General features: G+C 71.5%; 15 protein-coding genes. 8 read left to right on the top strand and 7 right to left on the bottom strand.

The genetic code is table 11. The annotated features are described in order from the left end of the window. Window positions 1-5: 5 nt before the first annotated feature. Entirely contained in the window at window positions 6-377 is a 372-nt protein-coding gene (locus tag ACFW6B_RS12085; RefSeq protein ID WP_328671196.1) for a WhiB family transcriptional regulator, read from the bottom strand. A gap of 196 nt (window positions 378-573) precedes the next feature. Then, a complete protein-coding gene (locus ACFW6B_RS12080) occupies window positions 574-1,302 on the bottom strand; it encodes a DUF1707 domain-containing protein (protein ID WP_386594766.1) in 729 nt (242 codons plus the stop codon). A 255-nt stretch (window positions 1,303-1,557) separates the two neighbouring features. On the opposite strand from ACFW6B_RS12080, the gene ACFW6B_RS12075 reads away from it, so the two are divergent. The 4 genes from ACFW6B_RS12075 to ACFW6B_RS12060 all read left to right on the top strand — a co-directional run bounded on the left by ACFW6B_RS12075 (window position 1,558) and on the right by ACFW6B_RS12060 (window position 8,190). Then, the gene (locus ACFW6B_RS12075; protein ID WP_386594764.1) at window positions 1,558-3,225 is read left to right on the top strand and encodes a fumarate hydratase; all 1,668 of its coding nucleotides are present in this window, start codon (window positions 1,558-1,560) and stop codon (window positions 3,223-3,225) included. A gap of 193 nt (window positions 3,226-3,418) precedes the next feature. Further along, window positions 3,419-4,822 (top strand): class II fumarate hydratase, encoded by a 1,404-nt coding sequence (locus ACFW6B_RS12070; protein WP_386594762.1) that lies wholly within the window; start codon window positions 3,419-3,421, stop codon window positions 4,820-4,822. 115 nt (window positions 4,823-4,937) lie between these two features. Further along, window positions 4,938-5,630 carry a DUF402 domain-containing protein gene (locus ACFW6B_RS12065; protein WP_386594761.1) on the top strand — a complete coding sequence of 231 codons (693 nt, stop codon included), beginning with the start codon at window positions 4,938-4,940 and terminating at the stop codon, window positions 5,628-5,630. 397 nt (window positions 5,631-6,027) lie between these two features. Next, window positions 6,028-8,190, top strand: coding sequence for a SpoIIE family protein phosphatase (locus tag ACFW6B_RS12060; RefSeq protein WP_386594759.1), 2,163 nt, complete (start codon window positions 6,028-6,030; stop codon window positions 8,188-8,190). An 83-nt stretch (window positions 8,191-8,273) separates the two neighbouring features. Here the strand turns inward: ACFW6B_RS12060 and ACFW6B_RS12055 are convergent, their stop codons facing one another. Then, window positions 8,274-10,595, bottom strand: coding sequence for a transglycosylase domain-containing protein (locus tag ACFW6B_RS12055; protein WP_386594757.1), 2,322 nt, complete (start codon window positions 10,593-10,595; stop codon window positions 8,274-8,276). 472 nt (window positions 10,596-11,067) lie between these two features. On the opposite strand from ACFW6B_RS12055, the gene ACFW6B_RS12050 reads away from it, so the two are divergent. Genes ACFW6B_RS12050 through ACFW6B_RS12040 form a run of 3 tightly spaced genes read left to right on the top strand, consistent with a single transcriptional unit; the run spans window position 11,068 to window position 14,662 of the window. Next, window positions 11,068-11,595, top strand: coding sequence for a PadR family transcriptional regulator (locus tag ACFW6B_RS12050; protein WP_386594755.1), 528 nt, complete (start codon window positions 11,068-11,070; stop codon window positions 11,593-11,595). Further along, entirely contained in the window at window positions 11,592-12,290 is a 699-nt protein-coding gene (locus ACFW6B_RS12045) for an ABC transporter ATP-binding protein (protein ID WP_386594753.1), read from the top strand. The genes ACFW6B_RS12050 and ACFW6B_RS12045 overlap by 4 nt, the downstream gene beginning before the upstream one ends. After that, window positions 12,287-14,662, top strand: coding sequence for an ABC transporter permease (locus tag ACFW6B_RS12040; RefSeq protein ID WP_386594751.1), 2,376 nt, complete (start codon window positions 12,287-12,289; stop codon window positions 14,660-14,662). The genes ACFW6B_RS12045 and ACFW6B_RS12040 overlap by 4 nt, the downstream gene beginning before the upstream one ends. 57 nt (window positions 14,663-14,719) lie before the next feature. Here ACFW6B_RS12040 and ACFW6B_RS12035 read toward each other — a convergent pair whose 3' ends face one another. The 4 genes from ACFW6B_RS12035 to ACFW6B_RS12020 form a co-directional block, all read right to left on the bottom strand. Further along, complete coding sequence (locus ACFW6B_RS12035) at window positions 14,720-15,148, bottom strand: hypothetical protein (RefSeq protein ID WP_386594749.1); 429 nt, start codon at window positions 15,146-15,148, stop codon at window positions 14,720-14,722. A 4-nt stretch (window positions 15,149-15,152) separates the two neighbouring features. Next, complete coding sequence (locus tag ACFW6B_RS12030; protein WP_386594747.1) at window positions 15,153-15,635, bottom strand: roadblock/LC7 domain-containing protein; 483 nt, start codon at window positions 15,633-15,635, stop codon at window positions 15,153-15,155. Window positions 15,636-15,704: 69 nt separating this feature from the next. Then, window positions 15,705-16,661 carry a MarR family transcriptional regulator gene (locus tag ACFW6B_RS12025; RefSeq protein WP_386594745.1) on the bottom strand — a complete coding sequence of 319 codons (957 nt, stop codon included), beginning with the start codon at window positions 16,659-16,661 and terminating at the stop codon, window positions 15,705-15,707. 277 nt (window positions 16,662-16,938) lie between these two features. Next, entirely contained in the window at window positions 16,939-17,913 is a 975-nt protein-coding gene (locus ACFW6B_RS12020) for a LysR substrate-binding domain-containing protein (protein WP_386594743.1), read from the bottom strand. Between the two features lie 174 nt (window positions 17,914-18,087). Between ACFW6B_RS12020 and ACFW6B_RS12015 the strand changes: the two genes are divergently transcribed. Continuing rightward, window positions 18,088-18,642: a peroxiredoxin gene (locus ACFW6B_RS12015; RefSeq protein ID WP_386594741.1), complete on the top strand. Its 555-nt coding sequence runs from the start codon at window positions 18,088-18,090 to the stop codon at window positions 18,640-18,642. Window positions 18,643-18,648: the final 6 nt, after the last annotated feature.

Below are 18,648 nucleotides of genomic sequence, written 5' to 3'. Positions count from 1 at the left end.
GAGGGTCAGCCGGCCGCGGCTATCGTGCCGCGGGCCGCCTTCTTGAGCTCCAGGTCGCGGCGGCGGCGCCTGGCGAGCACGACGCGGCGCTCGGCGGCGGTCAGGCCGCCCCAGACGCCGTACGGCTCGGGCTGCAGCAGCGCGTGTTCGCGGCACTCGACCATGACCGGGCAGCGCGCGCAGACCCGCTTGGCCGCCTCCTCGCGGGAGAGCCGCGAGGCGGTGGGCTCCTTGGAGGGGGCGAAGAACAGGCCGGCCTCGTCACGCCTGCACACCGCCTCCGTGTGCCATGGCGCTTCCTGATCCCTGTCCCGCACGGGCGCCCGCTGGGCCGGAACGGCAGCTACCTGCAGGGACTGATGCGGCGGTTGCAGCACGGTCTACTCCTGACGACGGCTTCGCGAGCGTGCCGGGCGCCGGGGAAGTCCCACAGCGCCCTCCAAGAGACGATGCAGCAAGCCCTACCCGCTGTGCGCGCGCCTATGCACTGCGTGCCGAAGCCCGGGCGTTCTCACACGTGATCGATCGTCCACCGTGCAACGACCGCATGCGCCGCCCGCATATTCACGGGCGTCAATGACCGAGGTGCTTGCGCAAATTCCGGTCCAGCCGGTCCGCCACCCGCTCGTTCACCCGGCTCGCGACCCGGTCGAGGATGTCCGCGACGCGCTTGCCGCGCCGGGGCCTCGCCTCGACGTTCCCCAGGACCGCGAGGCCGTCGATGTAGACCACGGGCGCGTCCGCGTCGCCCGAGTCCAGCGTGTCCACCTCGAAGTTGCCGAGCACGCCGCCGCCGCTGCCGCGCAGCGAGATGTTCTCCGGCACGAAGATCTCGACGTTGCCGAACACCGAGATCGCCTTGATCACGACCTGCTGGTACTCGAAGATCGCCTCGCTCAGGTCGATCTCGACGTTGCCGAAGACCGAGTACGCGTGGATGCGCCGGCCCGCCCGCCAGCGGCCCTTGCGGACGGCGGAGCTGAAGACCGCCACCACGTTCTCGTCGGCCTCGGCCGGGATCGCGCCCTGGGTGGGGCGGTTGGGCGCGGAGACGTACGCGGAGGCCGCGCGGCCGGTGTGGGCGGCGGGCAGGTCGCGGACGAACCGGTCGAGCCCGCCGACCGTCTTGGTGGCCAGCACCCCCTCGACCCGCTCGGCGTGCTCCTCCGCGGTCAGGCGGCCCTCGGCCAGGGCCTCGCGCAGGATGTCGGTGATCCGGTCCCGGTCGGCGTCGGAGGCGCGCAGCTCGGCCGGCTTCGCCGCCGTGGCGGCGCTCGCGTCGGGGCTCTTCTGAAGGTCCACGGCGACAGCGTACCCAAACGCGATAGATCGCGACTACCCCTCGAGCGCCCCCGCAGGAAACCCGCCCTCCGCCGGCGCCGGGGATCCGGTGTCCGAACTGAGCCTTACCTCACAACCTCGGCGTCCCCGCCAGGTCCTACGCTGGTGGACGCTGCCGATGACGGCACGCCTCCGGCGAGCGAGTCGACGGGGCGCGCCCGAGGCGGAACAAGGGGTTGGCCCCGAACGCTGTCTGTCGAGTGAGGAATGGGCGAGATGCCTGAGTTCGCGTACACCGATCTGCTCCCCCAGGGAGAGGACACCACCCCGTACCGGCTGGTGACCTCCGAGGGTGTCTCCACCTTCGAGGCCGACGGGCGCACGTTCCTCAAGGTGGAGCCGGAGGCGCTGCGCAAGCTCGCCGAAGAGGCGATCCACGACATCCAGCACTACCTGCGCCCGGCCCACCTCGCCCAGCTCCGCCGCATCATCGACGACCCGGAGGCCTCGGCGAACGACAAGTTCGTCGCCCTGGACCTGCTGAAGAACGCGAACATCGCGGCCGCGGGCGTCCTGCCCATGTGCCAGGACACCGGCACGGCGATCGTCATGGGCAAGCGCGGACAGAACGTGCTCACCGAGGGCGGCGACGAGGCCGCCCTCTCCCGCGGCATCTACGACGCGTACAAGAACCTGAACCTGCGCTACTCGCAGATGGCCCCGCTGACCATGTGGGACGAGAAGAACACCGGCTCGAACCTGCCGGCGCAGATCGAGCTGTACGCCACCGACGGCGGCGCCTACAAGTTCCTGTTCATGGCCAAGGGCGGCGGCTCGGCCAACAAGTCCTTCCTCTACCAGGAGACGAAGGCGGTCCTCAACGAGGGCTCCATGATGAAGTTCCTGGAGGAGAAGATCCGTTCCCTCGGGACGGCCGCCTGCCCGCCGTACCACCTGGCGATCGTGGTCGGCGGCACGAGCGCCGAGTACGCGCTGAAGACCGCGAAGTACGCCTCCGCGCACTACCTGGACGAGATCCCCTCCGAGGGCTCCGAGCTCGGCCACGGCTTCCGGGACAAGGAGCTGGAGGAGAAGGTCTTCGAGCTGACCCAGAGGATCGGCATCGGCGCGCAGTTCGGCGGCAAGTACTTCTGCCACGACGTGCGCGTGGTGCGCCTGCCCCGGCACGGCGCGTCCTGCCCGGTCGCGATCGCCGTGTCCTGCTCGGCCGACCGCCAGGCCGTCGCGAAGATCACCGCCGAGGGCGTCTTCCTGGAGCAGCTGGAGACCGACCCCGCGCGCTTCCTGCCGGACACGACGGATGAGCACCTCGACGAGGCCGGCGACGTCGTCCGGATCGACCTCAACCAGCCGATGGACGACATCCTGGCCGAGCTGACGAAGTACCCGGTCAAGACCCGTCTCTCGCTCTCCGGCCCGCTCGTCGTGGCGCGCGACATCGCGCACGCCAAGATCAAGGAGCGGCTGGACGCGGGCGAGGAGATGCCGCAGTACCTGAAGGACCACCCGGTGTACTACGCGGGCCCGGCCAAGACCCCCGAGGGCTACGCGTCCGGTTCCTTCGGCCCGACCACGGCCGGCCGCATGGACTCCTACGTCGAGCAGTTCCAGGCCGCGGGCGGTTCCAAGGTGATGCTCGCCAAGGGCAACCGCAGCAAGCAGGTCACGGACGCCTGCGGCACGCACGGCGGCTTCTACCTCGGCTCCATCGGCGGCCCGGCCGCCCGCCTGGCCCAGGACTGCATCAAGAAGGTCGAGGTCGTCGAGTACGAGGAGCTCGGCATGGAGGCGGTCTGGAAGATCGAGGTCGAGGACTTCCCGGCCTTCGTCGTCGTGGACGACAAGGGCAACGACTTCTTCCAGGACCCCGCCCCCGCCCCGACCTTCACCACGATCCCGGTGCGCGGTCCCGGGCTGGCCTAGTGGCGGATCCCGTACGGCGCGCGCCCATGGGTTACGCCGTACGGGTGACGCGCGTGACGTCGTACGCGCAGGTGAACGGCCGCCGCTCAGGCGGCCGTTCGTGCGTCACGGGCCCGGCGCGGCGCGGATCTCCGCGCGGCGGGCGGGAACACGGGCGGGCCCCCGGACGCTGTTCCCCGTGGAGGTGTCACCGATGGCGGATGGCCAGGGCGAAGGCGCGTACCGGATCGAGCACGACTCCATGGGCGAGGTGCGGGTGCCCGTGGAGGCGAAGTGGCGGGCGCAGACGCAGCGCGCCGTGGAGAACTTCCCCGTCTCGGGGCAGCGGCTGGAGCGCGCGCACATCGAGGCCCTCGCCCGGATCAAGGGGGCGGCCGCGAAGGTGAACGGCGAACTGGGCGTGATCGGCGAGGACGTCGCCGGGGCGATCCAGGAGGCGGCGGCGGAGGTCGCCGAGGGGCGCTGGGACGAGCACTTCCCGGTCGACGTCTTCCAGACGGGCTCGGGCACCTCCTCCAACATGAACGCCAACGAAGTGATCGCGACGCTCGCCGGCGAGCGGCTGGGCCGGGACGTCCACCCCAACGACCACGTCAACGCCTCGCAGTCGAGCAACGACGTGTTCCCGTCCTCGATCCACGTCGCCGCGACCGCCGCCGTCACGCGCGACCTCGTACCCGCGCTGGAGCATCTCGCCGCCGCGCTGGAGCGCAAGGCGGCGGAGTTCGCCGACGTGGTGAAGTCGGGGCGCACCCACCTCATGGACGCGACGCCGGTGACGCTCGGCCAGGAGTTCGGGGGGTACGCGGCCCAGGTGCGGTACGGGGTCGAGCGGCTGGAGGCCTCGCTGCCGCGGCTGGCCGAACTGCCGCTCGGCGGCACGGCCGTGGGGACGGGGATCAACACGCCGCCCGGGTTCTCCGCCGCGGTGATCGCGGAGGTGGCGCGGGCGACCGGGCTGCCGCTGACCGAGGCCCGCGACCACTTCGAGGCGCAGGGGGCGCGCGACGGGATCGTGGAGACCAGCGGACAGCTGCGGACCGTCGCCGTCGGACTGACGAAGATCGCGAACGATCTGCGCTGGATGGCCTCCGGGCCGCGCACCGGACTGGCCGAGATCAGTCTCCCGGACCTCCAGCCCGGCTCCTCGATCATGCCGGGCAAGGTGAACCCGGTGATTCCCGAGGCGGTGCTGATGGTCGCCGCGCAGGTCACGGGGAACGACGCGACCGTCGCCGCCGCGGGCGCGGCCGGGAACTTCGAACTGAACGTGATGCTGCCGGTGATCGCGAAGAACGTCCTGGAGTCGGTCCGGCTGCTCGCGAACGTCTCGCGGCTGCTCGCCGACCGCGCGGTCGACGGGATCGTCGCGCACCGCGAGCGGGCCCGTGAGTACGCGGAGTCGTCGCCGTCCGTGGTGACGCCGCTGAACAGGTACATCGGGTACGAGGAGGCCGCCAAGGTAGCGAAGAAGGCGCTGGCGGAGCGCAAGACGATCCGCCGGGTGGTGCTGGAGTCGGGGTACGTGGAACGCGGGGACCTGACCGAGGAGCAGTTGGACGAGGCCCTGGATGTCCTGCGGATGACGCGTCCGTAACGGTCCGCGTCCGCGGAGAAACGCCTGATGACAGCTCCGTAACAGCGTGTTCTCGATGGGGCGAACCATGACGCGGACCAGGGCGTCGTATGCCTGGGGCACCTAATATCTGGTCATGGCAGAGGGTGGAGCGGTGAGACGAGCGGAAGCGGGCGGGCGGGCGGCGTACTGGGAGCCCGGGAGCCAGATCCTGTGGCGGTACCGGGAGAACGCGGGCCACCACGTCCACATCTGCCGTCCCGTGACGGTCGTACGCGACGACGCCGACCTGCTCGCGGTGTGGATGGCGCCGGGCACGGAGTGCGTGAGGCCGGTGCTCGCCGACGGCTCGCCGGTGCACGGAGAACCGCTGGAGTCTCGCTACACGAAGCCCCGCGCGGTGCGGCGGGGACACTGGCGCGGGACCGGTGTGCTGAAGCTGGCGCGGCCCGGCGAGGCCTGGTCGGTGTGGTTGTTCTGGGAACAGGGCTGGCGTTTCAAGAACTGGTACGTGAACCTGGAGGCTCCGCTGACCCGTTGGGCGGGCGGGGTGGACTCCGAGGACCACTTCCTCGACATCTCTGTCCACCCGGACCGCAGTTGGCGCTGGCTCGACGAGGACGAATTCGCCATGGCGCAGCGGGCCGGTCTGATGGATGCTCAACTGGCGACGCGGGTGAGGGAAGCGGGGTGGTCTGCGGTGGAGGTGATCCGCGCCTGGGGCGCGCCGTTCTCGGACGGCTGGCAGCACTGGAGACCGGATCCGGGCTGGCCGGTTCCGGCTCTGCCGGATGACTGGGACCGTACGCCTGCGCACGTGTCCTCATGAGACCCTTGATGCGCCCCCGTGGTACAACCGTAGGATCGTCTTCCGCAAGGGCGCACGGCAACAACAACTCCCGCAGGATGAGCCGGGCTTGACCATATGTCACCGAGGGGCGGCAGGACGTGAGCGAGGGGTACGAGGTGTACGGCGGCGCGGCCGGCCCAAGACCGGTCGCACCGCGTGGGCTCGCCGCGACGGCCGTGCGGACCGGGGCTCCGGCCGCCGCCCCGCTGCCGAAGCGGGCCGCTTCCGGCCGTCGGCGGGCCGTACCGTGCCGGGCGGGGGCCGTTCGCGCCGTCGTTCCCGGCCCTGACGACACGCAGAATCCGTTCCTGGGACACACATTCCGGGTATCGGGGCTGCGGGAAGACCTGCGCGCCCGGCGCGCAGCCCCGGACGGATGGACTCGACACGCGTGACGGAGCACCCCACCTCGCACGAGCGCCGGCAGAGCGGCGCCACCCCCGCGGACCCTCGCGGGGCGCTCCTGCGTACCTCGGAGCCGCCGTCCCCGCTGCCGGGTTCCGGCGCATTACCGGTACAGGCCCGCACGGGCGACGCGCCGAGGGACCCGGGCGCGTCGAAGCCGCGCGGCAAGCGCAAGACCGGCGGGCAGGCGTCCGCCGGCAAAGGCGTGTCCGCGTCCTCGGGCACGGACGTGCCGTCGTCCTCGCCGGCCCCCTCCGGTCCCGGCTCCGAGCACTCGCAGCCCTCGGTGACCGAGCCCGACACGCACCGTCCCCGGCCCGTTCCGGAGGGCATTCTGATCCAGCCGGACGCCGAGCAGGGGCGGACCCCGCGTTCCTCCGGCGGCAAGGAGCGCCGTACCGGGCGCGGTGTGCCGCAGGGCGGTCCGATGCCGATGCGGCGCGACGGGGACCGGCTGCGTTTCGTGGGCGCCGCCACCCGGCGGATCGCCCGGGGCATCGACCTCGACGAGATCGTGATGGGGCTGTGCCGGGCGACCGTGCCGACCTTCTCCGACGCGATCCTCGTCTATCTGCGCGACCCGCTGCCGGTCGGTGACGAGCGGCCGACGGGTCCGCTGGTGCTGCGCCTGAGGCGCACGGACCGGATTCCCGAGGAGCGGGACACCGAGAGCGGTTTCCTGCCCGCGCTGCGGCCGGAGCCCAGCGAGCTGTCGGCGATGACGGCCGAGCTGTGCGAGGTGCGCCCGGGCGGCGCCCTGGCCGAGGTGCTGCGCGGGGTGCGGCCGGTGTTCGCGGACGCGCCCGCCGCGCGGGCCGCGCTGCCCGAGCTGCTCGGCGACGACCTGCCGGTGCCGAGCGGGCAGCGCGCGATCCTCGCCCCGCTGCGCGGCCGGCGCCGGGTGATCGGGGCGGCGCTGTTCCTGCGCCGGCCCGAGCGGCTCGCCTTCGAGGCGGACGACCTGCTGGTCGCGGCGCAGCTCGCCACGCACAGCGCGCTCGGCATCGACAAGGCGGTGCTGTACGGCCGTGAGGCGTACATCGCCGACGAGCTGCAGCGCACGATGCTGCCCGAGACGCTGCCGCGGCCCACGGGGGTGCGGCTCGCGTCCCGCTATCTGCCGGCCGCGGAGACGGCCCGGGTGGGCGGCGACTGGTACGACGCGATCCCGCTGCCCGGCAGCAGGGTCGCGCTGGTCGTCGGTGACGTGATGGGCCACTCCATGACGTCGGCGGCGATCATGGGTCAGCTGCGGACGACGGCGCAGACCCTCGCGGGGCTCGATCTGCCGCCGCAGGAGGTGCTGCACCATCTGGACGAGCAGGCGCAGCGGCTCGGCACCGACCGCATGGCGACCTGCCTGTACGCGGTCTACGACCCGGTGTCGCACCGGATCACCATCGCCAACGCGGGCCATCCGCCGCCGGTGCTGCTGCACCTGGGCGGGCGGGCCGAGGTGCTGCGGGTGCCTCCGGGCGCCCCCATCGGTGTGGGCGGCGTCGACTTCGAGGCGGTGGAGCTGGACGCGCCGGCCGGGGCGACGCTGCTGCTGTACACGGACGGTCTGGTCGAGTCGCGGCTGCGGGACGTCTGGACGGGCATAGAGCAGCTGCGGGAGAAGCTCGCGGCGGTCGCGGCGCTGACGGGGCCGGACCATCCGCCGCCGCTGGAAGCGCTGTGCGACGAGGTGCTCGACATGCTCGGCCCGGGGGACCGGGACGACGACATCGCGCTGCTCGCGGCACGGTTCGACGGGATCGCGCCGAGCGACGTCGCGTACTGGTTCCTGGAGCCGGAGGACGCGGCGCCCGGCCGGGCCCGGCGCCTCGCCAGGCGGGCGCTGTCCCGCTGGGGCATGGAGGATCTGACCGATTCCGTGGAGCTGCTGGTCAGCGAGGTCGTGACGAACGCGGTGCGGTACGCGTCACGGCCGGTGACGCTGCGGCTGCTGCGGACGGACGTGCTGCGCTGCGAGGTCGGTGACGACGTGCCCCAGCTGCCGAGGCTGCGGCAGGCACGGGCCACGGACGAGGGCGGCCGCGGCCTGTTCCTGGTGAACCGGCTGGCACGGCGGTGGGGGGCCACCCGGCTGAGTACGGGAAAGGTCGTCTGGTTCGAGTTGAACCGGAGCTGACCGGGCACCGGAGCGGACCCCGTGAACGGAGAAGGAGGGCACCCGGCTGCGGGTGCCCTCCTCGCGCGTCCAGGACGTACGCGCTACTGGTCCGTCTGGCCGAACGGGTTCTCCAGGATGCCGCCGTCGGTGGGCGAGCCCGTCGGTGTGGACGGGGCCGTCGTCGTCGGCGCGGTCGTCGTCGGCTCGGTCGTGGGGGTCGGCGGAGCGCTCGTGGTGGGCGGCTCCGTCGTCGGTTCCTCGGTGGTCGGGGTCTCCGACGGCGTGCTGGACGGCGTCCGGGTGGCGGTGGGCAGGTCGGTCGGCGCCACCGCCGCGCCCGAGGTGGTGTTCAGGTCGAACTCGGTGACCTTCCCCCCCAGCGCCGCGAACGTGTAGGCCGCCCAGATCTGCGCCGGGTAGCCACCGCCGTTGACGCGGCCGCCCTCCAGGTAAAGGCCCGTGGCGCCCCTCATGGAGACCTGGTTGTGGGTCTTCGCGTCCTCGCCGAACATCAGGACCGAGGTGACCAGGTTCGGCGTGTAGCCGGTGAACCAGGCGGACCTGTTCTTGTCGGACGTACCGGTCTTGCCGGCGACCTGCTGGCCGCCGCGGGAGGGGTTCTCGCGCACCGAGACCCGGGCCGTACCGTCGTCGACCACGCCGGTCAGCACCGAGGTGACCGTGTCGGCGGCCTCCTCGCCGATGACCTGTTCGCCGACCGGGTCCGGCATCGTGACCGTGGCGTCCTTGTGCTCGGCCTTGGCGACGATCGCCGGGGTGACCTTCTTGCCGTGGTTGTCGAGCGTGGCGTACACGCCCGCCATCTCCAGCGGGCTCGCGCCCATGGAGCCGAGGGTCTGGGCGGGCACGGCGGGCAGGCCCTTGGTGTTCATGCCGAGCTTGCCCGCGACCTTCAGCACCTCGTCCATGCCGACGTCGACGCCCATCTGCGCGAAGACGGAGTTGATGGACTTGTTCATCGCGGTCTGCACGGTGACGGGGCCGTAGCTGCGCTCGTCCTCGTTCGGCGGCGCGAAGCCGATGTCGCTGCCGACGACGGGACGGCGGCTGGTGCCGTCGTAGATCGTGTTCGCGACGATCGGCCGGCCGGAGCGCGTCTTGGCCCCCTCCTCCAGGGCGGCGGCGAGGATCAGCGGCTTGAACGTCGAGGCGGCCTGGTAGTCGCGGCGCGTCGCGTTGTTGATGTAGTGCTTGAAGTAGTCCACGCCGCCGTACATCGCGAGGACCTTGCCGTTCCTGGGGTCGACCGACACGGCGCCGGCCTGGACGTTGGCGTCGACCTTGCGCTTCTTCGGGTCCAGCTTGCTGGTGAGCTGCCGCTTGACGGTCTTCTCCAGCAGCGCCTGCTTCTTCTTGTCCACGTTGAGCGTGATGGTCCAGCCGCCCTTGACGATCAGGGCCTTGGCGTCGTCCAGGTCCTCGGCGGTGCCCTCGGCGACGAGCTGCTTGGCCAGCTCGCTGTTGGCCGTCTCCACCAGGTAGCCGGTCTGGCCCTCCATGCCGGGCGCGCCCTTGGGGTCCTCGGGGACCGGGAACTTCAGGCCGTCGCGCTTGCCCGCGTCGAGCCAGTCCATCTCGACCATGTTGTCGAGGGTGTAGTTCCAGCGGGCCTGGACGAGCTTCTTGCCGGTCTTCGAGGCGACCGCCCAGTCGTACTGGCTCGGGGCCTGGAGCAGCGAGGCGAGGTAGGCGCCCTGCGCTACCGAGAGGTCCTCGGCGTCGACGCGGTAGTAGGCCTGCGCGGCCGCCTGGATGCCGTACGCGTTGCGGCCGTAGTAGCTGGTGTTGATGTAGCCCGCCAGAATGTCCTCCTTGGTCTTCTGGCGGTCCACCTTCAGCGAGATGACCATTTCCTTCAGCTTGCGCGTGACGGTCTGGTCCTGGCTGAGGTAGTAGTTCTTGACGTACTGCTGGGTGATCGTCGAACCACCCTGCTTGCCCTTGCCGGAGAGGGTGTTGACCACTCCTCGGGCGGTGCCCTTGAGGTCGATGCCGGAGTCGCTGTAGAAGCTCTTGTTCTCGGCGGCGACGAAGGTCTTCTGGACGCCCCTGGGCACCTTGGCGAGGTCGACTATCTCGCGGTTGACCTTGCCTATGCGGCCGAGCATCGAGCCGTCGCTGTACTTGTATACGTTGCTCTGGCGTTCGGCGGCCTCGTTGCCCTCGGGCACCGGCACGACCAGGTAGAGCACGATGAAGCCGCCCATGACGAGCAGGCAGAAGCCGAAGAACGTCCCGAGGAGCGTCTTCCAGTTCAGGAACCGGCGTATGCCGGTGCGGCGGGGCTTGCCGCCCGCCTTCGCGCCGGGCGCGGGCTCCGCGGACTCCTGCCCGGACGAGCTCTGGGGCGCCGCGCGGCGGCCCTGTACCTGCCGCGCTCGTCTCTCTTCAGCTCGTCCCATGGGTCGATCCGCTCCGCTTCATTCTCGTGTGGCACACAAGTCCGCCGGTCAGGTCAGCTCAGAAAGCTAACACCGCGCCCTATGACAAAGGGGTGCCGATCCGGCCTTTTCCGGACGTGACAATCGGCACGCCTTGGGCACCACCTCACTGAATCCGACGTGCAAAAGGGCCGGAAGGTTGCCGGGAGGGAAGAAAGTGAGATGACGAACAGCGCACGTCCGGCGCGCGGACCGGGTCCCCCGTGGTGCCACGCGCTCCCCGGTCGCGGGAGGGCGGGCACCCCTTCCCGCGCGGGCGCCGCCTCGCGGCCGAAAATGCGCGGACCCCGGCCCCGGGAGGAACGGGCGGACGGTTCCAGAACCGTGACAATCGGCCGTGACCAGCGTGTTCCCTCCGCTTCGACCGCCCCTCCGACGACCTGTACACGTCGCGTATACACGTGGTGTATACGCCGTGTGTAGAGTGCTCGGCATGTCCATCGGTCACACCCTTCTAGGGCTCCTGGAGTCCGGGCCGCGCCACGGTTACGACCTGAAGCGGGCCTTCGACGAGAAATTCGGTCACGACCGGCCCCTGCACTACGGCCAGGTCTACTCGACGATGTCGCGGCTGCTGAAGAACGGCCTCGTCGAACTCGACGGGATCGAGGCGGGCGACGGGCCCGAGCGCAAGCGGTACGCGATCACCGAGGCCGGCGTCACCGACGTGCAGCGCTGGCTCGCGACGCCGGAGCCGCCCGAGCCCTACCTCCAGTCGACCCTGTACACGAAGGTCGTCCTCGCCCTGCTGACCCACCGGGACGCGGGCGAACTCCTCGACACCCAGCGCTCGGAGCACCTGCGGATGATGCGCGCGCTGACCGAACGCAAGCGCAAGGGCGACCTGGCCGATCAGCTGATCTGCGACCACGCCCTCTTCCACCTGGAGGCCGATCTGCGATGGCTGGAGCTGACGGCCGCGCGCCTCGACAGGCTCGCCGAGGCGGTGACGGCCCGATGACCCGGACCACCCCTCCCCCGGGCTCCCTGCTCACCGCCTCGGAGCTGCGCAAGACGTACGGCCCGACGACCGCGCTGGACGGCGCCGACTTCTCCATCCACCCCGGCGAGGTCGTCGCCGTGATGGGCCCCTCGGGCTCCGGCAAGTCGACCCTGCTCCACTGTCTCGCCGGCATCGTCACGCCCGACTCCGGGTCGATCACGTACGACGGCCGTGAGATGGCCACGATGAACGACGCCGGGCGCAGTGCGCTGCGCCGCTCCGAGTTCGGGTTCGTCTTCCAGTTCGGCCAGCTCGTACCGGAGTTGACCTGTGTCGAGAACGTGGCGCTGCCGCTGCGGCTGAACGGCACGGGCCGCAAGGAGGCCGAGCGCACCGCGCTGTCGTGGATGGAGCGGCTGGAGGTCGACGACCTCAAGGGCAAGCGGCCGGGCGAGGTCTCCGGCGGTCAGGGCCAGCGGGTGGCCGTCGCCCGTTCGCTGGTCACCAGCCCCCGGGTGCTGTTCGCCGACGAGCCGACCGGCGCGCTCGACTCCCTCAACGGCGAGCGCGTGATGGAGCTGCTGACCGACGCGGCCCGCTCGACGAACGCCGCCGTCGTGCTCGTCACGCACGAGGCCCGCGTGGCCGCGTACTCGGACCGCGAGGTCGTCGTGCGCGACGGCAGGTCCAGGGACATGGAGCGGATCGTATGAGCGTGCGGGGGGAACGTACCGGCGCACCGGAGGGGCCGAGGTCCTGGGGCTGGTCCGGGGACCTGGCCATGGGGGTCCGCTTCGCCTTCACCGGCGGGCGCGAGGGCTGGATCCGGACGCTGCTCACGGCCGTCGGCGTGGGCCTGGGGGTGGCACTGCTGCTGCTCAGCACCGCGCTGCCGAACGTGCTGAGCGCGCGGCACGACCGTGAGCAGGCGCGGCGGGACTACACCTACGACTACACCCCGAAGCCGCCTGCCGACGACACCCTGGTGATCGCGGACCTCGACACCACCTACCGCGGTGACGACGTGCGCGGCCGGCTGATGCAGCCGGACGGACCGCGGGCACCGCTGCCGCCGGGCCTGCGGACGTTCCCGGCGGTGGGCGACATGGTCGTCTCCCCCGCGCTGAAGGAACTGCTCCAATCCGACGACGGCGCGCTGCTGCGCGAGCGGCTGCCGTACCGGATCACCGGGACCATCGGCGAGAGCGGCCTGATCGGTTCGCACGAACTCGCCTACTACGCGGGCGTCGACGGCCTCGCCGAGAAGATCGACCCGCCGAACGTGGCCCGCATCAGCGCGTTCGGCGAGCCCCACCCGTTCGCCGCGGAGGCCACCGACCCGGTGCTGCTGCTGCTCATCCTCGTCGTGTTCGCCGTCCTGCTGATGCCGGTCGCCGTGTTCGTCGCCACGGCCGTGCGGTTCGGCGGCGAGCGGCGCGACCGGCGGCTGGCGGCGCTGCGGCTGATCGGCTCCGACAGCCGGATGGTACGGCGGATCGCGGCCGGCGAGGCGCTGGCGGGAGCTCTGCTCGGGCTGGTCCTCGGCACGTTCTTCTTCCTGATCGGCCGCCAGATCGCGGGCACCGCCGAGGTGTTCCGGGTGAGCGTCTTCCCGAGCTACCTCAACCCCTCCCCCGCGCTCGCCGTACTGGTCGCGGTGGCCGTCCCGGCGGCCGCCGTGCTGGTCACCCTGTTCGCGCTGCGCGGTGTGGTCATCGAGCCGCTCGGCGTGGTGCGCACGGCCAGGCCCGCGCGCCGCCGGCTGTGGTGGCGGCTGCTGCTGCCGGCCGGCGGGCTCGCCCTGCTGTACCCGATGCTCGGACAGGGCCGGGGGAACGGGGACTTCAACGAGTACCTGGTCACCGGCGGTGTGCTGTTGCTGCTCGTGGGGATCACCGCGCTGCTGCCCTGGGTGGTGGAGGCGGTCGTCGCGCGGCTGCACTCGGGCGGGGTCGCCTGGCAGCTCGCGGTGCGCAGGCTCCAGCTGAGCAGCGGCTCGGCGGCCCGCATGGTCAACGGCATCGCCGTGGCGGTGGCCGGGGCCATCGCGCTGCAGATGCTGTTCAGCGGAGTGGACGCGGACTACACGAAGGCGACCGGCCAGGACGTCACCCGGGCCCAGATGGAGGTGCCCGTACCGGACGGCGTCCCCATGGCACGGGTCACCCGGGAGCTCGGCGCCACCAAGGGGGTGCGGAAGGTCGTCGCGCTGTCCGAGGGGAACATCGGCGAGCGGCGGATGTCCGCCGAGCTGAACGCCCAGGTGACCGTGGGCGACTGTGCGGCGCTGCGCGAGGTGGCGACGCTGCCGTCGTGCCGCGAGGGCGACGTCTTCTCGCTGCGGGGCTCCGACTACGACGACAACACACAGAAGCTGGCCGGGTCCCGGACCCTGTTCCTCGACCCCGCCGACGGCGACGAGGACACCGAGAGCACCCCGGTCGCCTGGACCGTGCCACGGGGGCTGAAGCAGGCGCAGACGCGCCTCGACATGACCGGCGTGAAGCGCGGCGGCTTCCTGGTCACCCCGGCGGCGCTGCCCGCGAAGGGGGCGGCGACCGTCCGCGGGCACGTCTTCCTCGGTCTCGACCCCTCCGTCCCGGACGCGCAGGAGTACGTGCGCAACACGGTGACTCGGATCGATCCGCTCGGTCATCCGATGACCTGGTCGGCCACCGTGGAGTCCGGCAGGTTCACCTCCATCCGCACCGGTCTGTTCGTGGGCGCCGCCTGTGTGCTGGCGCTGATCGGCGCGAGCCTGCTGGTCTCCCAGCTCGAACAGCTGCGCGAGCGCAAGAAGCTGCTGTCGGCGCTGGTCGCCTTCGGCACCCGGCGCCGCACCCTGAGCATGTCGGTGCTGTGGCAGACCGCGATCCCGATCGCGCTGGGACTCGCACTCGCGTCCGTCGTGGGGCTCACCCTCGGCACGGTCCTGCTCAAGATGACCGGGACCCCGGTGAGCGTGGACTGGGCGAGCGTGCTGTCGATGACCGGCGTCGGCGCTGGTGTCGTGCTCCTGGTGACCCTGCTCAGCCTGCCGCCGCTGATCCGGCTGATGCGGCCGGACGGACTGCGCACGGAGTAGACCCCGTGCCGGCACCGGTGGCCCTCCCCCGTCCGGGAGGGCCACCGGTCCCCGCGTTCAGAGGCTGTACTCCTTCACCACGCGGCGGACCTGGGCGAAGAGCATGCCGACGTTGACCGACTTGCGGCAGACGACCACGGCGACCACGTCCTGCTGGTCGCTCATCCGCACGAACAGATGGGTGAGGTTGTCGCTGTTGACCAGGATCTCCTGGAAGAAGTGCGCGTCGGATTCGATGCCGCGGCGCTCCTTGAAGACGTCCTCGATCATCTGGACCGTGCGTCCCTGGAACAGGTCGAGGGTCGCGCCCGCGAGCAGGTCCAGGACCTCCGGCGGATGATTGTCGACGGTCTCGTAGCTCAGCAGCATCCCCGTCGACATGTCGACCGCCCCGGAGGCGACGCAGTCCGGGGCGTCGGCGCGCAGTGATTTGACCAGGCCCATGATCTGGTCGGAGAAACCGGCCGTCATTCGCTTGCCTGCCATGTCGTCATACTCCTTCGGTCACGGTGTCGGTCACGGCTCCGACGAGTGCGCCGGGCACGCCGGGACCCGCGGCGAGCGGACCGGGAGCGGCGGGGGGCCCGGCGGCCGGGCCGGGGTCCGTCCCGGTGAGGATCGATCCGATGCGGCCGAGGGCCGGCCGGGTCCGTTCGTGGAGCCGTTCGAGGTCGATGCCCTCGTCGCCGAGGACGATCATCAACGCGGTGTCGCCGACCGCGTAGAAGGCGGCGAGGCCCTGGCTGCCGTAGGTCACGGTCTGCCGGAACGCGCCCCGGCCGGTCACCGCGGTCGCGCGGCGCGCGATGCCGAGGCCCGCGGCGGCGATCGCGGCGAGGCTCTCGGGTTCGATCGTGGCGGCGGTGTCGGCCGCGATGAGCATTCCGTCGGCGGCCGCGACCGCCGTGTCGGTGATTCCGGGAACCTGCTCCCGGAGTTCCCTCATTTCCCTGGCCAGTGCCTCGTGATTCATGCGTTGAACTCCCTGAAGACGGTGCGCGTTCGGTCGTTGACGGGCATTTCGTTGACGGGCGTTTCTTTCTCACGTCCCGGAGTCCGGGCTCCAGATCCGGTGCCGCAGCCGGAAAAGCCCTTTCCAGTTCGCCCCGGCCGTTTCGTCGGCGAGGGTTTCGGCGATTCCGCTCGCGCCCGGTTCCCGGCGGGGCAGCGACGGGGCGTGCGCCCCGGGCTCCCTGCGGGGCAGGGCGGGAACGGTCCCCTCCCGGTCCGGAGCGGGGTCCGCCAGGGGCCGCGGTGCCGCGAACCCCCCGGCGGCCACCGCGGAGGACAGCGCGGAGAACACCTCGGGGTCCAGGGCGGGCGGCGCGCCGGTGGGCCGCTGCCTGAGGGCCCCGGTCGGCAGGTCCCGCACGGTGACGCCGGCGGAACCGGGCTCCCCCGGCAGCTCCAGCAGCCCCTCGCCGAGCATGCGGGCCACCCCCACCGTCACGGTGTAGGCGCCGAGGCCCGTCGCGAAGGCGATGTCACGGGCGGTCCGGCGGCCGTCGGCGTGGGCCAGCAGCTCCTTCTGCGGTGGCGGGAGCCGCTCGCGTATCCCGTCCGGCACCGCGGCCGGCACGGGGCGCTCCCGGTCCGGCCGTACGGTCCGCGGCAGGGCGGCGATGGCCGCGAGCTTCCTCGCCGCGTCCTGCAGCAGCCGCCCGGGAGCCTCTCCGAGGGCGACCGGCGCGTACGGCTCGAAGGCGGGGTCGAGCGGGTCGCACGCCTCCACGTCGCCGGCCACGACCGCGAAGACCGCGTCCTGCATCGCCATCATGCAGACGACCCGCAGCTGCGCCGCTCCCGCGTAGCCGTGGGCGATCAGCCCGGCCTCGGGCCACCGGGTGCCGCCGGCCTCCCGGAGCAGTTCGGCCCACTGCTCGCCGCTGACACGGCCGGAGCGCAGCAGCCGCGCCTCGGCACCCGGGGCGCCCGGGCTCTCCACGGCGACGACGCAGCCGTCACGGAGGTGGAAGACTCCGCCGGGTTTTCCGGACACCCTCAGTTTTCCCGTCGCCCGTGCGTTCTGGCATTCGCTCAGCGCGCGCGACAGCAGGTCGTGTCCGACCCTGCCAAGGGAATCCCGAATGCCCGACATCACTCCCCTTGGAACTTCCGGCACTTCGCACAGACGCCTGACGAGTCACCCTGAGGAGGTATTCGTATCAGCCGGGGCGGATATCCCCGGCGAGAGTCGTACTACCTGACGGAAGTTGAGATATCCCGGCTGTCGATGCACTTCATCGGTCCGCGGATGACCGACTGTGTACGGAAGTTCAGGCGTCCGCGCCCAACACCCTTACGGGCAGAGGACGCAGGGCCTCGCGCAGGGCCTCCGCGAGTTCCTGGTACTCCGTGCCGCGCGCGGCGCCCGCGCGCATCGCGAGCGCGATCCGCCGGGTGGGCGCCGGGTCCGCGAAGTACCCGGTGAGGAGCTGGTTGCTGCGGGTCGTCTCCACCTTGACGGCGGTACGCGGCAGCAGGGTCACGCCGAGCCCTCCGGCGACGAGCTGGACGAGGGTCGACAGACCCGCGGCCGTGGTGGTCACGGGGGCGTCCGCGCGCCCGGCCTCACGGCAGATGTCCAGGGCCTGGTCGCGCAGGCAGTGGCCCTCGTCGAGCAGCAGCAGGCGCAGCTCCCGCAGCGCCTCGCGCTCGATGCCCTCCCGCCCGCCGAGGCCGTGGCCGAGCGGGGTCACCAGGACGAAGTCCTCGTCGAACAGGGGGAGTTCGACCACTCCCGGGACACCGAGGGGGACCGCGAGCAGCAGCAGGTCGAGCCGGCCGGCCGTCAGGCCCTCCAGCAGGCTGGCCGTCTGCTCCTCGTGCACCTGGAGGTCGAGGTCTGGGTAGCGGTCGTGGACGAGCCGCAGGACGGTCGGCAGGAGGTAGGGGGCGACGGTGGGGATGACCCCGAGGCGCAGCACCCCGGTGAACGGCGCCCGTACGGCCTCCGCCTCCTCCATCAGCGCGCCGACCTCCGCCAGCACGGCCCTGGCGCGTACGGCCAGGCGCTCACCGGCGGGCGACAGGAGCACCCGGCGGGTCGTACGCTCCAGCAGGGTCACCCCGAGGACCTCCTCCAGGGAGGAGACGGCGCCGGACAGGGCGGGCTGGCTCATGCCGATCGCGGCGGCCGCGTCCCTGAAGTGCAGGTGCTCGGCGACGGCGGTGAAGGCGCGGAGCTGCGCGAGGCTGGGGCTGCGGCGCCCGGCGCCCTTGCCGCCCGCTCTGCCGGCGGGGCTCGCCATGACCGCACCTCTCGCTCCGGGCCGGCTCGGCGGACATCACTGATAGCCGTACTCGATCAACACGACCAAGTGTAGCTATTTCCCGGATCAATGCCGCCTGTGTCACGATCGGGGACGTCCACCCCCTAGGGAAACGCCCCCAAAAAGGGCCGTCCCCTGCTGCTAGGAGAGTTTGTGCTCACTGTCGGTGACCAGTTCCCCACCTTCGACCTGACCGCCTGCGTCTCGCTGGAGAAGGGCCAGGAGTTCGAGCAGATCAACCACAAGACCTACGAGGGCAAGTGGAAGATCGTCTTCGCGTGGCCCAAGGACTTCACCTTCGTGTGCCCGACCGAGATCGCGGCCTTCGGCAAGCTGAACGACGAGTTCGCCGACCGTGACGCGCAGGTGCTGGGCTTCTCCGGCGACTCCGAGTTCGTGCACCACGCCTGGCGCAAGGACCACGACGACCTGCGTGACCTGCCCTTCCCGATGATGGCCGACTCGAAGCACGAGCTCATGCGCGACCTCGGCATCGAGGGCGAGGACGGCTTCGCCAAGCGCGCCGTCTTCATCGTCGACCAGAACAACGAGATCCAGTTCTCCATGGTGACCGCCGGCTCCGTCGGCCGTAACCCCAAGGAGGTCCTGCGGGTCCTGGACGCCCTCCAGACGGACGAGCTCTGCCCGTGCAACTGGACCAAGGGCGAGGGCACCCTCGACGCGGCCGCCCTGCTGGCCGGTGAGTGACCTTCC

The sequence above is a fragment of the Streptomyces sp. NPDC058751 genome (assembly GCF_042746485.1).
Taxonomy (GTDB): Bacteria; Actinomycetota; Actinomycetes; order Streptomycetales; family Streptomycetaceae; genus Streptomyces.
The sequence above is the reverse complement of the archived record's forward strand: the minus strand, read 5'-3'. Positions and strand labels throughout refer to the sequence as shown.